Annotated in this window: 12 protein-coding genes; 1 reads left to right on the forward strand and 11 read right to left on the reverse strand. The window is 60.8% G+C overall.

Going from position 1 to position 14,178, the window contains the following annotated elements:
* Positions 1–136: 136 nt before the first annotated feature.
* Both JNB85_RS23610 and JNB85_RS23615 read right to left on the reverse strand, forming a co-directional pair.
* On the reverse strand, positions 137–625 hold the full coding sequence (locus tag JNB85_RS23610) for a CreA family protein (protein ID WP_220336709.1): 489 nt from the start codon (positions 623–625) through the stop codon (positions 137–139).
* A gap of 69 nt (positions 626–694) precedes the next feature.
* Positions 695–1,285 (reverse strand): 3'-5' exonuclease, encoded by a 591-nt coding sequence (locus JNB85_RS23615; RefSeq protein ID WP_220336710.1) that lies wholly within the window; start codon positions 1,283–1,285, stop codon positions 695–697.
* A 273-nt stretch (positions 1,286–1,558) separates the two neighbouring features.
* On the opposite strand from JNB85_RS23615, the gene JNB85_RS23620 reads away from it, so the two are divergent.
* A complete protein-coding gene (locus JNB85_RS23620; RefSeq protein ID WP_220336711.1) occupies positions 1,559–2,089 on the forward strand; it encodes a GNAT family N-acetyltransferase in 531 nt (176 codons plus the stop codon).
* A 174-nt stretch (positions 2,090–2,263) separates the two neighbouring features.
* Here JNB85_RS23620 and ligA read toward each other — a convergent pair whose 3' ends face one another.
* From ligA to JNB85_RS23665, 9 genes are all read right to left on the reverse strand, one after another.
* Entirely contained in the window at positions 2,264–4,420 is a 2,157-nt protein-coding gene (gene ligA, locus JNB85_RS23625; RefSeq protein ID WP_220336712.1) for an NAD-dependent DNA ligase LigA, read from the reverse strand.
* A gap of 74 nt (positions 4,421–4,494) precedes the next feature.
* Positions 4,495–5,013 carry a DUF6886 family protein gene (locus JNB85_RS23630; protein ID WP_220336713.1) on the reverse strand — a complete coding sequence of 173 codons (519 nt, stop codon included), beginning with the start codon at positions 5,011–5,013 and terminating at the stop codon, positions 4,495–4,497.
* 72 nt (positions 5,014–5,085) lie between these two features.
* Positions 5,086–6,759, reverse strand: a complete 1,674-nt coding sequence (gene recN, locus JNB85_RS23635; RefSeq protein WP_220336714.1) for a DNA repair protein RecN — start codon at positions 6,757–6,759, stop codon at positions 5,086–5,088.
* 5 nt (positions 6,760–6,764) lie between these two features.
* Entirely contained in the window at positions 6,765–7,634 is an 870-nt protein-coding gene (locus JNB85_RS23640) for an outer membrane protein assembly factor BamD (RefSeq protein ID WP_220336715.1), read from the reverse strand.
* Positions 7,635–7,905: 271 nt separating this feature from the next.
* Positions 7,906–8,862 (reverse strand): UDP-3-O-acyl-N-acetylglucosamine deacetylase, encoded by a 957-nt coding sequence (gene lpxC / locus JNB85_RS23645; protein ID WP_220336716.1) that lies wholly within the window; start codon positions 8,860–8,862, stop codon positions 7,906–7,908.
* A 260-nt stretch (positions 8,863–9,122) separates the two neighbouring features.
* The gene (gene ftsZ, locus JNB85_RS23650) at positions 9,123–10,844 is read right to left on the reverse strand and encodes a cell division protein FtsZ (protein ID WP_220336717.1); all 1,722 of its coding nucleotides are present in this window, start codon (positions 10,842–10,844) and stop codon (positions 9,123–9,125) included.
* Between the two features lie 56 nt (positions 10,845–10,900).
* A complete protein-coding gene (gene ftsA, locus JNB85_RS23655; protein ID WP_183740729.1) occupies positions 10,901–12,232 on the reverse strand; it encodes a cell division protein FtsA in 1,332 nt (443 codons plus the stop codon).
* A complete protein-coding gene (locus JNB85_RS23660; RefSeq protein ID WP_220336718.1) occupies positions 12,229–13,161 on the reverse strand; it encodes a cell division protein FtsQ/DivIB in 933 nt (310 codons plus the stop codon). Before JNB85_RS23660 ends, ftsA begins: the two co-directional genes overlap by 4 nt.
* Positions 13,149–14,075 carry a D-alanine--D-alanine ligase gene (locus JNB85_RS23665; protein WP_220336719.1) on the reverse strand — a complete coding sequence of 309 codons (927 nt, stop codon included), beginning with the start codon at positions 14,073–14,075 and terminating at the stop codon, positions 13,149–13,151. The genes JNB85_RS23660 and JNB85_RS23665 overlap by 13 nt, the downstream gene beginning before the upstream one ends.
* Between the last annotated feature and the right edge of the window lie 103 nt (positions 14,076–14,178).

Consider the following 14,178-nt stretch of genomic DNA (forward strand, 5'->3'; position numbering starts at 1 on the left):
CGAGGGGACGTGTTACACGACCCGGTTAAGAATGCCGAGACGGCGCGGCATATCCCCTTCTCCACTGGGGGAGAAGGTGGCCCGAAGGGTCGGATGAGGGGGCCCACGGCACATCAGAAGATAGGGATCGACTCAATTACGGCTTCCCATTCTTCCAAACCACATCCTGCCCATAGAGCGGAATGGTCGAAATCGCCATCTTTGCCGAACCATCCGTCACCTGCCGCGAATGAGCGAGATAGATCAGCGTGTTGTTGGCCTTGTCGTAGATCCTGTTGACGACAAGCGTCTTCCAGATCAGCGACATGCCCTGCCGGAACACTTCGCTGCCATCCTTGGACAGATCGATATTGCCGATCTCGATCGGCCCTGTCTGACGGCAGGCGATGGAATTGTTCGAAGGGTCTTCGAACCAGTTGCCGTTCTTGAACCGGTCGATCAGGCTCCGGTCGAAATAGGTGACATGGCAGGTCACGCCTTTCACCTCAGGGTCGGAGACAGCCTCGATAATGATGTCGTTGCCGATCCAGTCGACACCGACCTTGCCGACGACCTCGGCCGATGTCGCGCCTGCGGAGACGGCGAGGAATGCTGAGCCAAGGAAAAGATTGCGCAAAGCGGACATGGCAACTCCCGTGTTGATCCGCAAGCTAAGATAAGAATGGCCTGAATCTTTACAAGAAACGCAGGCGCCTCACGCTTTACGGCAGGTACAGGGCTCGTAGCCACCTGATGTCAGCTTGCCGGGCCTCATGCCGATGACAGCCGGAATGGCGGCAACCGTCGCAGCCTTGACCGCCCTTGCCATCTCGATCGCCGCTGCCGCGCAAACGGCAGCATCCTCAGCCGCGTTATGATGGACGAAACGCAGGCCGAGATGCTCGGCAATCAGATTCAGCCGGTGGGATAGGAAATGCGGCCAGATGCGCTGCGCCATCTTCAGGCTGCAGAGATAGGTCAGCTCCGGATAGGACTGCCGGTAAAGATCGAGGCTCGCGCGCCAGACGCTGAAATCGAAGGCGGCATTGTGGGCGATCATGGTCGCACCGCGGAAATCCTCAAGGAACTCGTCCATGACCTCGGGAAATTCTGGTGAATCCTCGACATGTTCGGGGCGAATCCCGTGGATGGCGATATTCATGCCGGAAAAGCGCATATCCCTAGGGCGGATCAGGCGCTCCTCGACCCGCGTCACCTGCCCATCCTCGATCCAGGCAAGACCGACCGAGCAGGCGCTGCCGCGCTGTTCATTGGCTGTTTCGAAGTCGATGGCGATGGTCTTCAAGGGCAGATATCCGAATCGTCTGTGCTTATCGGAATAAAGATAGCCGCATCCGAAGGCAAATTCTGACCTGTTGACATCTGCAGGCGAATGGCGAAACTTCCATCCATGATCAACTCAGTGACCCACACTATGCATCTTATTGCCACGACCCTTGCAGGGTGCGCGGGAGCGATGGTGCGTCACTAGCAGCCGATCATCCCGAAAACCCTGCCGAGGAAAGCAGGGTTTTTCGAAAACTCCGCTCTCCTCTTTTAAAAGCCCAAGGAGAGTATGATGTCAGCCAATCAGGATACCCCACCCGAAAAGCCTTTGTTGAAAGGCCTCAGCGTTCGCGCTTTGCGCATCAGCGATGCCGAAGCTGTCACCGAACTGATGAACCTGCCGGGCTACCGCGCCGGAACGCTGCGCCCGCCGTTTCAAAGCGTCGACGCGGTGCGCAAGCGCATGGAAAACCCCTCGTCCGGTGCGCTCAATCTCGTCGTCGAATTCGATGGCAAACTCGTCGCCAATGGCGGCATGAACCGCTTCGAAGGACGGCGCCAGCACGCCGCCAGTCTCGGCATGGGCGTACATGACGATTTCACCGGCCGCGGCATCGGAACCTTCCTGATGGCCGCCATGGTGGATGCGGCCGACAACTGGCACGACATCAAGCGGTTGGAGTTGACTGTCTATACGGACAATGACGCTGCCATCTGTCTCTACGAAAAATTCGGCTTCGAGAGGGAAGGCCTTTTGAGGTCGTTCGGCTATCGCGACGGGCAATATGTCGATGCCTATACGATGGCGCGGTTGCGGAGCTAAACGGGAGCGGCAGGCACCAACGACAGACAGGGGGCCGCCGCTAAGTTCTCTTCCGTCATCCTCGGGCATGTCCCGAGGATCTGCTACATATCGACCGGCAGTAGATCCTCGGGACAAGCCCGAGGATGACGCCCAATAAAGGCGGACTTACAAACTCGTCAGCTGCCGCGTCCGCTATCCACCAATCAGCGCCAGCCACTCATCCTCATCCATCGTCTGGACTCCGAGTTCGCGCGCCTTGTCGAGCTTGGAGCCAGCACCGGGGCCGGCAACGACGATATCGGTCTTCTTAGAGACGGAACCCGCCACCTTGGCGCCGAGACTTTCGGCGCGTGCCTTAGCCTCTTCACGGGTGAACTTTTCCAGCGAGCCGGTGAAAACCACGGTCTTGCCGGCGACCGGGCTGCCCGCCGTAACCGGCTGTTCAGCCTCCTGCGGCGTCACTTCTTCAAGCAGGCGGCCGATGACCTCGATATTGCGCGGCTCTTTGTAGAATTCGACGATGGCGCGCGCCACCACCTCGCCAATACCTTCGATGGCGTTGAGATCGTTCCAGGCATCCCCGAAAAGAGCTGCGGCCTCCTTCATCGCAGTCGCAAAGGCCTCGTAGGTGTGATAGGAGCGCGCCAACAGCTTCGCCGTCGTCTCGCCCACATGGCGAATACCGAGCGCGTAGATGAAACGGTGAAGCGCAATGCTGCGCCGGTCGTTGATTGCACTATAAAGCTTGCTGACACTGACTTTGCCAAAGCCGTCGATATTTTCCAGCTTGGTGATCGACTGCTGCTGGCGCTTCTCCAGCGTGAAGATGTCTGGTGCGGTGCGGATCTGCAGGGCCGGATCCTCGCTCTCGAAGAAGAAGTCGATCTGCTTGGAGCCAAGCCCTTCGATATCGAAAGCATTGCGCGAAACGAAATGCTTCAGCTCCTCCGTCGCCTGCGCCCGGCAGATGAAGCCCCCGGTGCAGCGAGTGACTGAATCGAGCTTGCCGGTCTTCTCGTGCCGCTCACGCACTGCATGCGAACCGCAGACCGGGCACACCTTCGGAAATTGATAGGGCTGCGCTCCGGACGGGCGCTTTTCCATGACGACATTGAGCACCTGCGGGATCACGTCGCCGGCGCGCTGCACGATCACAGTATCGCCGATGCGGATGTCGTGCTCCTCCTCGCGGATGCGCTCGCCATTGTTGCCGATGCCCTTGATATAGTCCTCGTTGTGCAGTGTCGCATTGGTGACGACCACGCCACCGACGGTAATCGGCGTCAGCCGCGCCACCGGCGTCAGCGCACCCGTACGGCCGACCTGGATGTCGATGTTCTCGACGGTGGTGAAAGCCTGCTCGGCCGGAAACTTGTGCGCCGTCGCCCAGCGCGGGCTGCGCGAGCGGAAGCCAAGGCGCTGCTGCAGTTCGAGGCTGTCGACCTTATAGACGACACCATCGATATCGTAGTCGAGCTCCGGCCGTTCGAGGCCGATCTCGGCATAGTGGGCGAGGATATCGTCCACCGAGCTCAGCCGCTTCATCAGCGGATTGACCGGGAAGCCCCACTCCCTGAACTTGCCGACCATGCCCATCTGCGTATCGGCAGGCATCTCCGACATCTCGCCCCAGGCATAGGCGAAGAACCGCAGCTTGCGGCTCGCCGTCACCTTCGCATCGAGCTGACGCAGCGAGCCAGCGGCCGTGTTGCGCGGGTTGACGTAAGTTTGCTTACCCTCGGCCTCCATCTGGGCGTTCAGCGCCATAAAGTCGCTCTTGGCCATGTAGACCTCGCCGCGCACCTCAACGACAGACGGAACGCCCTTTGGCAGTTCGTTCGGGATTTCCTTGATGGTGCGGATATTGGCAGTGACATTCTCGCCCGTCGTACCGTCGCCGCGCGTCGCAGCCGTCACCAGCTTGCCACTCTCGTAACGGATCGACATGGAAAGCCCATCGATCTTTGGTTCGGCCGTGAAGGCGATGGAATTGTCCGGCAGGCGGCCAAGGAAACGATAGACGCTGGCAACGAAGTCGCGCACATCTTCCTGTGAAAAGGTGTTGTCGAGAGAAAGCATCGGCCGGGAATGAACGACGGGCGCAAAGGTGTTGGATGGTTCGGCCCCCACGCGGCGTGACGGGCTGTCCTCGCGGATAAGCTCCGGAAAGCGCGCCTCGATCGCATCGTTGCGACGCTTCAACGCGTCGTAATCCGCATCCGAAATCTCCGGCCGATCCTTGCCGTGGTAGAGCGCGTCATGATGCGCGATTTCCTTAGACAGCCGCTCCAGTTCGGCGGCGGCGTCTTCAAGAGTCAGGTCCTCAACAGCGACGGATTCGGTCGACATGCAGCTTCACTCCAGAGAATCTGCAATCGTTTTAGAGCAAAATTCCGCGATTGAAATAGCATCAGCGTTTTGAATTATGGCTGCGCGTTGCGCAGTCTGATGGCGCTGACATGCAATGTGCTGTCTCTCAATGCCTTCAACGGGGTCAGGCTGTCAACGACACGGAGCTCGATGCCGCGGGGCGCAAACTCGCGATCGAGGCCGGACAGGACGGTGCGGCCAAGCGGTAGAACCGTTCTGCGCGACACCCACATCCCCGCATCCTGCAGATCTTCAAAACCGTCAACCGGCATGTCGTAACGATTGATCGTTTCGGCCCGCAGCCGCGCCAGCCAGCCGCGCTCGATATAGGCGGCACCCCGCCAGTCGCCAAGCAAGCGGCGATCCTCGTCTGATGTCTCGGGCGTCGCCCAGATTAGAATACGCGGGCAATCACGCGGAAAGAGATACATGAAGTCGTTGTTCTCATCGATCGCCCAGACGAGCGGCCCGTTCAACCATTCTCGCCCCGGCGGGCGATCGGAGGCAATGCGCGCCGGGCGCGGCTCGAAAACCGTAATGGCGGGATCGTCGCTGAAATGGAAAAGCCGCATGGATTGCAGCACCTCACGGATGGATGACGCCTGATAGCGCAGTGACCAAGCCTTGTTACCGGCGATGAATGTCTAGGCGTTCCCCGACAGCAGACGCGCCGCAGCCGCCCTCGCCTCTTCCGTGACCGAGGCGCCGGCGAGCATGCGGGCAATCTCTTCCGTCCGGTCTTTCTGCGCCATGGTGGCAACGCGCGTAGCAATCTTGTCGGAACCCTCCCCTGACGGTCCCTTGGAGATCAAGAGATGCGTGGCGGCCCGTGCCGCCACCTGCGGCGCATGGGTGACGGAGAGAACCTGCACGCGCTCGGAAAGCCGCTTCAGCCGCTGGCCGATCGCATCCGCCACGGCGCCGCCGACACCGGTGTCGATTTCGTCGAAGACGAGCGTCGGCGCCGAACCACGGTCGGCCAGCGCCACCTTCAGCGCCAGCAGGAAACGCGAGAGTTCGCCGCCCGAAGCGACCTTCATGATCGAGCCGGGACGCGTGCCCGGATTGGTCTGGACGTGGAATTCGACGACATCGATGCCCTCGGCCGTCGCCTCCTCCGCATCGGTGGTGATCTCCACCATGAAGCGGGCGCGCTCGAGTTTCAGCGCCGGCAGTTCGGCCATCACAGCCTGCGCCAGCGCATCGCCCGCATGGTGACGCTTCTCCGAAAGCGAGCGCGCCGCCGCATCGTAATTCGCCTTGGCGACCCCGACTTCCGCCTCGAGCTTGGAAAGTCGCTCCTCGCCGGCGTCAAGATCGGCAAGATCGCTGATCATCCGCACGGCCAGAGCAGGAAGCTCGGTGACGGGAACGGAATATTTGCGTGAGGCGGCGCGCAGCGCAAAAAGCCGCTCCTCGACGCGCTCCAGCTCCTTCGGGTCATATTCCGTCTTGCGCAGTGCGGCCTCGACTTCCATTTGTGCATTCGAAAGCTGGTCCAAAGCGGCGTCGAGCAGCGCTACGGTGTCTTCCAGCAGGCCGGGCGCCTCATGGCTCTTGCGCTCGAGACGGCGCACCAGCGAGGCGATATGCGGCACGGGAGAGGCATTGCCGTTCAGGAACTCCGAGGCCTCGGCGATATCGCCGGCGATGCGCTCGGCCTTCATCATCTTCTGGCGGCGGTCGGCAAGCTCATCCTCTTCGCCATCCCGCGGCGAGAGCTTCTCAAGCTCTTCGACCGATGATCGCAGATAGTCCGCCTCGCGGGCCGCCGCCTCGACCTTCTCGCGGTGCTTCTTCAAGGTACGCTCGCTATCGCGCCACTGGCGGTAAAGCGCGGCTACCTCCTGCACATCCTCGCTGATGCCGGCAAACGCGTCCAGCAGCGTTCTGTGGGCGTTTGTATCGACAAGCGCACGGTCGTCGTGCTGGCCGTGGATCTCGACCAACATCTGGCCCGCCTGGCGCATCAGCTGCACGCTGACTGGCTGGTCGTTCACGTAGGCCTTGGTGCGCCCGTCTGAGGATTGCTGGCGGCGAAAAATCAGGTCGCCTTCGTCGTCGATGCCGTTCTCACGCAAGAGCTTGCGGGCGCCGTGATCCATGCCGACATCGAAGACGGCCGTCACCTGACCCTTGTCCTCGCCGTGGCGCACGAGCCCGCCATCGCCGCGCCCGCCAAGGGCCAGCGAAAGACTGTCGAGCAGGATGGATTTGCCGGCACCCGTCTCACCCGTCAGCACGGAGAGGCCGGTCTCGAAGGCAAGATCCAGCCGCTCGATCAGAACGATATCGCGGATCGAAAGCTGGATCAGCATTGGCCTCAGGAACCGAGAAGGAGTTTCTTGCCCGCTGCAGCGATCCACGAACCCTTGTTTTCACGCGGCTCCGCGCCACCCGACTGCAGCAGCTTGTAAGAATCAGCATACCACTGGCTGTCGGGATAATTGTGACCGAGAACGGCAGCGGCAGTCTGCGCCTCTTCGACGACGCCCATCGCGTAATAGGCTTCGACGAGGCGGGCGAGCGCCTCCTCGACCTGATTCGTGTTCGGATATTTTTCGACGACGATGCGGAAGCGCGAGATCGCGGCGAGATATTCCTTGCGCTCCATGTAGTAGCGGCCGACCTGCATCTCCTTGCCGGCGAGCTGGTCGCGCGCAAAACGCATCTTGGCCTGCGCGTCATCGACGTATTCGGAGTCGGGATAATTGTCGACGACGGCCTGCATCGCCTCGATCGTCTTCTGCGCCGCGCGCTGGTCCTGCGTCACGTCGACGATCTGCTTGGAGTAGGTCAGACCCACGAGATACTGCACATAAGCCGCATCCTTGGACTTCGGATACTGCGCCATATATTTGTTGCCCGATGCGAGCGCGTCGTCGAAGCGGCCCTGGCGATACTTGACGAAGGTGCTCATCACGAGCGCCTTGCGCGCCCATTCCGAGAAAGGATTCTGCGCATCGATCGCATCGAACTTGCGCGCCGCTTCGGCCATGTTGCCGGCCTTCATGTTGGCAAGGCCTTGCGTGTAGAGCACATCAGGCGGATCGGTTTCGAGGCCAAGCTTGGTGATGTCGATATCAGGGTCCGACTGGCAGCCGGAAATCAAGGCGCCTGCGCTCAGCACCATCACGGATGCGAGCAAAGCGCGCGCTGTCTTCATCATCATGTCAGACCTTGCATAAGCCATTCGAAAGAATCCCACCGCCGCCGTCCACTCCACAGCAGCCACGCCTAGCTGGCGTTTCTAGCCACAAATACCTATCGAGAGCAACGCAATGATCACGCATTAACGCATTTTTGTGGCGGCGCCGACGAGAATATCCGGCTTTTCGCCGGCATTCGCAGCGGCGGCGGCTAAATATTGCCATAAAACATCTATCGGTGCGCCACCCGCCTTTTTCCATAAAAAAACCGCCCCCGTTAGGAGGCGGCCCTGGCCTTAATTGGTATACTGGAGGTCATGCCGACCAGGGGGCGAATTCCGGAGCGCTGACTGCAATGAATTCGCGAACGGCAACGCGCTGGCGCGGTATCGACGTCTCGACCACTTCATAGGCCGAGGGATCGCTGAGCAGTGCCTTGAGAGCGTTGGCGTTCATCTTGTGGCCGCCGCGGTAGGAACGGTAGCAGCCGATGAACTGTGCACCGGCAAGCGCCAGATCGCCGACGGCATCGAGCGTCTTGTGACGCACGAACTCGTCCTTGGCATAGCGCAGGCCTTCGACATTGATGACGGTATTGTCGTCGGAGATGACGACCGAATTCTCGAGCGAGGAGCCGAGAGCATGGCCCGAAGCCCACAGACGCTCGACATCACGCATGAAGCCGAAGGTGCGCGCCCGCGACAGCTCTGCCTTGAAGACGGTGGCGGTAAGATCGCCTTCCCATTTCTGGCGGCCGATCAGCGGGCATTCGAAATCGATCTCGACTTCGAAGCGCGTGCCGTCATAGGGGCGGAACTCGCTCCAGGAACCGCCATGCTCGATACGAACCGGCTTGGTGATGCGGATATAGCGGCGCTTGACGCCGAGGGAAACGAGGCCGACCTGCTCGATGGCTTCGACGAAGGGAACCGAGCTGCCATCCATGATCGGCATTTCGGCGCCGTTGACTTCGATGACGACGTTGTCGAGGCCGAGCGCATAGACGGCTGCCATGACATGTTCGATCGTCGCGACGGAATGGGCCGGCGAGAAGCCGAGAACGGTGCAGAGATCGGTATTGCCGACTTGCGAGGAAACAGCCTTCAGCTCAGTGACGTCGCCGTTTTCATGAACACGTTGGAAGACCACGCCGGTGCCGGCTTCGGCCGGATTGAAGGTGATCGAAACGTCGGCACCCGAATGGACGCCGATGCCCGAAAGTGTCACCGGACGCGATACCGTCGTTTGAAAACCCAGCAAGCCAAGTCCCATAAAATTCTGCCTTTATTCTTCCGTACCCGTTGCTGCCAACCGGCCGGGTCTTTCTTCTATGCTGCCCGAACCGCTCGAAGCAGATTCTTGGGGCAGCTCGCTTGCCTCATACTTACGTGGACCGGCGCTGCAATCCAAATCACTGTTCGTTTCGATTTGTTACGAAATCCGCAGCGGCAAAAGCATTTAGAATTCAAGCATGTAGAAATGCAAACGCCCGGGGTTTCGGTCCCGGGCGTTTTCTGTGGAGACGTGCTCTCTCAGTTCGACTGACGGCGCAGGAAGGCGGGAATTTCCAGTTGGTCGTCTTCCTGCATCATCCGGGCCTGCGGAACCGTACGTCCCTGGTCGTCAAGACTGCCGCGGCGCGGCGCGTAGAGGCTTGCTTCAGGCGACAGCGGACGGCGCTGCTGCGAAGCAGCGGCCGGCGCAGACGTCATTTCCGGAGCGACCTCTTCTTCGCGGCGGCCGAGCGAATTTGTGATTCGCTTGAGCAGGCCCATCGGACCGCGCTCTTCCTGGACGTGGGAAGAGACGGGCTGCGAGCGATGGTCGATCTCGGCCTGGACGACCGGCGGGAAGTCCTCGACCTTAGGCATGCGGACCTGCTCGGGAGCCTGGCGGATGATCGGTTCCTGGCGGACCGGCTGGTGCATCGGCTGCTGCTGCATGACCGGCTGCGGAGCCGGTTGCTGCATGACGGGAGCCGGCTGAACCGGAGCCTGGCGCATGACCGGGGCAGCTTCCGGCGCAGGTGCGAAGATCTTGCTCTGCGGGCGGAAGGTTTCCTGCATCACCGGCTGCTGCAGCGGAGCAGCGGCACGCGGGGCCGGGATTTCCAATTCTCGTTCCATTGCGACTTCAGCTTCGCGGATGGTCTGCGCAATCTGGTCGGCCTTCGGTGCCTGCATTACCGGAGCAGGCTGAACTGCGGCCGGTGCCGGAGCAACGGCCGCGGAGGGGCGGATAGCGGGCTTTGCTGCCGGCTGGAACACGCGGTCGGTGCCCTCAGCCATTGTGCGGTCGATGCCGGTGGCGACGACCGAGACGCGGATAATGCCTTCGAGCGATTCGTCGAAGGTTGCGCCGAGGATGATGTTGGCATCCGGATCGACTTCTTCGCGGATGCGCGTCGCAGCTTCATCGACTTCGAAGAGCGTAAGATCGCGACCGCCGGTGATGGAGATCAACAGGCCCTGCGCACCCTTCATCGAGGTTTCGTCGAGCAACGGGTTGGCGATCGCCGCCTCGGCGGCTTGCATGGCGCGGCCCGAACCGGAGGCTTCGCCCGTGCCCATCATTGCACGGCCCATCTCGCGCATGACCGAGCGGACGTCGGCGAAGTCGAGGTTAATGAGACCTTCCTTCACCATTAGGTCGGTGATGCAGGCAACGCCCGAGTAGAGAACCTGGTCGGCCATGGCGAAGGCGTCGGCGAAGGTCGTCTTGTCGTTGGCGATACGGAAGAGATTCTGGTTCGGAATGACGATGAGCGTATCGACAGACTTCTGCAGTTCCTGAATGCCGGATTCGGCCAGACGCATGCGGCGTCCGCCTTCGAAATGGAACGGCTTGGTGACGACGCCGACCGTCAGAATGCCCTTGTTGCGGGCGGCCTGTGCGACGACGGGAGCAGCACCCGTACCGGTGCCGCCGCCCATGCCGGCGGTGACGAAGCACATATGCGTACCGTTCAGGTGATCGATGATCTCGTCGATGCATTCTTCGGCGGCCGCACGGCCGACTTCAGGCTGCGAACCGGCGCCGAGGCCCTCGGTGACGTTGGCGCCGAGCTGGATGACCCGTTCGGCCTTCGTCATGGTCAGCGCCTGGGCGTCCGTGTTGGCGACGACGAAGTCGACGCCCTGGAGACCGGCCGAGATCATGTTATTGACGGCATTGCCGCCGCCGCCGCCGACGCCAAACACGGTGATGCGCGGCTTCAGCTCGGTGATGTCAGGCTTTTGCAGCTTGATAGTCATGGTACCTGTTCCTTCTCTCTCTGGCCGCATCGCCACGCCGGCCAATTCACTCAATTTCAAAAGCTTTCCTTCAGCCACTGGCCCATGCGGGCAATGCGACTGTTATTACCCCCAAGCGACATGAGCAGGCTGCTCTGTGACGCATGTGTCTCCATGTCCGCGACCTGCGGATAGATCATCAGCCCGACAGCCGTCGAAAAAGCCGGTCCCTTGGCCGCCGTCGGCAGGCCCGAGACGCCCATCGGACGGCCAATGCGAACGTTGCGGGCCAGAATGCGCCGCGCCACCTCGGCAAGGCCGGTGAGCTGGCTGGCGCCGCCCGTAAGCACGACGCGTTTGCCGACGATCGGGCTGAAGCCCGAACGCTGGATACGGTCGCGGATAAGTTCCATCGTCTCCTCGATGCGCGCAGAAACAATGCGCGACACCAGAGCCCGCGGCACCTGACTCGGCTGATCTCGGTCATCCTCGCCGATCGGCGGAATGGAGATCAGTTCGCGTTCGTCGGAAGAGTTGGTCAGCGCCGAAGCGTGAACCACCTTCAAACGTTCGGCATCCTCGATCCGGGTGGAAAGGCCGCGTGCGAGGTCGGTCGTTACGTGATGACCGCCGAGGCCGACAGCATCGGTATGAACGAGCTTACCCTCGGCAAAAACCGAAATCGTCGTCGTGCCGCCGCCCATATCGATGGCCGCACAGCCAAGTTCGACTTCATCGTCGACGAGTGCAGCAAGACCGGATGCATAAGGCGTTGCAACGATTCCTTCCACCGAAAGATGTGCGCGATTGACGCTGAGCTCGAGATTTTTGAGCGCCGAGCGTTCCGCAGTCACGACATGCATGTCGACGCCGAGCGCATCGCCATACATCGCCAGCGGATCGCGGATGCCGCGTTCGCCGTCGAGCGAGAAACCGGTCGCCAGCGAATGCAGGACGGCCCGGTCCTGGCGCAGCGACTGCTGGCAGGCGGCCGAAAGCACCTTCTTCAGGTCGTTCAGTTCAACTTCCTGGCCGCCGAGATCGATGGTCGCGGTATAGATGTCGCTGCCGAGCCGACCGGCTGTGAGGTTGACGATCAGGCTCTCGACGGTGAGGCCCGCCATGCGCTCGGCCGCATCGACGGCAAGACGGATAACGCCTTCCAGCGCGTCGAGATCAGCAATCACGCCGGTCTTGATGCCGCGCGAACGCTGATGGCCGATACCGATGATCTCGATATTATGCGTGCGGCCTGGCAGGATCTGGCTTTCCTCGCGCGGCGTCAGCCTGCCGATCATGCAGACGACCTTGGTCGAACCGATGTCGAGCACCGAAACGATATGCGACCGCTTCGACGAAAGCGGCTTCAGGCGCGGCAATCCAAAATGGGATGAACCGAACAAGCTCATATATTCTGCCCCGCCTTCTTCAAGTCCTTGGTGCGCGTTGTGACCGCCGCCTGCCGGCGGGCAGCCGCCTCCGGGGTCAACTGGATCGTCGTGCGGTCCGGCAGCCTGAGATCGACTGCAGCGATATCGCGCTCCAGAAGCTGTTGTTCCCTATCGAATTTCGAAAGCGTCGCGAGCGCCTGATCGACATCATCTTCCGGCAGCTTGACGACGACGCCATTGTCCATGTGCAGATCCCACCGGCGGCCGGACACCCAGACATATGCCTTCACGCGGGCCTTGACATCAGGCCACTTGGAAAACGCATCCTCGATGGACGCAGCAGCCGTTTCGGCATCACGGCCGACGACGAGCGGCAAGGTCGAAAACTTATTGTCCCGAAGCGGCGCGATCACGCTGCCGCTCTTCTCGATCAGCGAAAGCTCCTGCCCGTGCTGCCAAATCGCATAGGCGGCCCGCTCCGAGAGCTTCACCTCGATCGTCTTTGGATAGACCTTGCGGACTTCAACATTCTCGACCCACGGAAGACGAGCGATCTTCTGGCGCGCAGCATCAACATCGAGAGCGACGAGCGATGTCGCGCCATCAAGGCCGAGAAGCTGCAGAATCTCGATTTCGGAGGTCTGATTGTTGCCGGATACCTTCACGTCCTCGATAGCAAAACCGACAGCACTGGTCGTTGCCTGCGCGACGGCTTCCGTATGGCCGCCGAGTGACATGCCATAGAGACCGGTCGCAGCCAGGAAACCGAGTGCAGAAACCGTGCCCGTGTGAGCAGGGATATGAATACGCCCGCTACCGAGGCTGACGAAGAAGCGCACGACGCGGCGCAGCGGACGCGGCAGCACGCGGCGCTCGTCGGCTTCCGCAATCGGAAGCTCGATGTAACGGCTGGGGCGCCCTATCCTTTTGACCGTCAACGCAAACAAGACGCGTCCTCCACCATCCACCGGAGAAATGCACCAAAGGAATATCCGGCATGGCCGGCCATTTCGGGCACAAGGGAGGTTGGAGTCATGCCCGGCTGGGTATTGACCTCCAGCCAGATGAGCTCGCCGTCTTCGGAAAAACGATCGTCGTAACGAAAGTCGGACCGACTGACGCCGCGGCAACCGATTGCTTGATGCGCCCTTAATGCCAATGTTTGTATTTTTTGGTAAATTTTCGGTGAAATTTTTGCCGGCAAGACATGTTTTGAGCCACCGGACGCATACTTGGAGTCGTAATCATAGAAATTGTGGCCCTGCGGCACCACCTCGATGACATCCATGGGTTGATCGCCCATCACACCGCAGGTCAGCTCGCGACCATGGATGTAGCGCTCGACGATGACTTCCTCGCCATAGCGCCATTCGGCCGAGCCGATAACCTGTGGCGGATGCGCCTGATCCTCACCGACGATGACGACGCCGAAACTGGAACCTTCGCGCACCGGCTTGACCACATAGGGCGCCTTCATCGGATGCTCCGACGGGAACGAGAAGCGGTTCAACACCTGTGATTCGGCGACCGGAACACCCGCGGCCGCAGCCACACGCTTCGCCCGGCCCTTGTCCATGGCAAGCGCGGAGGCAAGCACGCCCGAATGCGTATAGGGAATCTGCAGATATTCGAGAACGCCCTGAATGGTGCCGTCCTCGCCGAAAGGCCCATGTAAGGCATTGAAGACAACATCAGGCTTCAGAGCAGAGAGCTTTTCGGAAATGTCGCGTTCGACATCGATGCGAGTCACCTTGAAACCTTCACCTTCGAGAGCATCGGCACACGCCTTTCCCGAGGAAAGGCTGACAGGCCTCTCCGAGGAAAATCCGCCCATCAGGACAGCTACGTGCTCGCGACTCATCAACACCCCCAAAAATAACTTTCAATCTGCTGAACCGAGGCTTGCGCGAAGCTGGTCTGCGCGGTTCGTGGCCTTTGTCCGACTTGGGTGCATTAGAGCATCA

Origin of the sequence: Rhizobium mesosinicum (assembly GCF_019511345.1) — a bacterium.
GTDB lineage: Bacteria > Pseudomonadota > Alphaproteobacteria > Rhizobiales > Rhizobiaceae > Rhizobium > Rhizobium mesosinicum.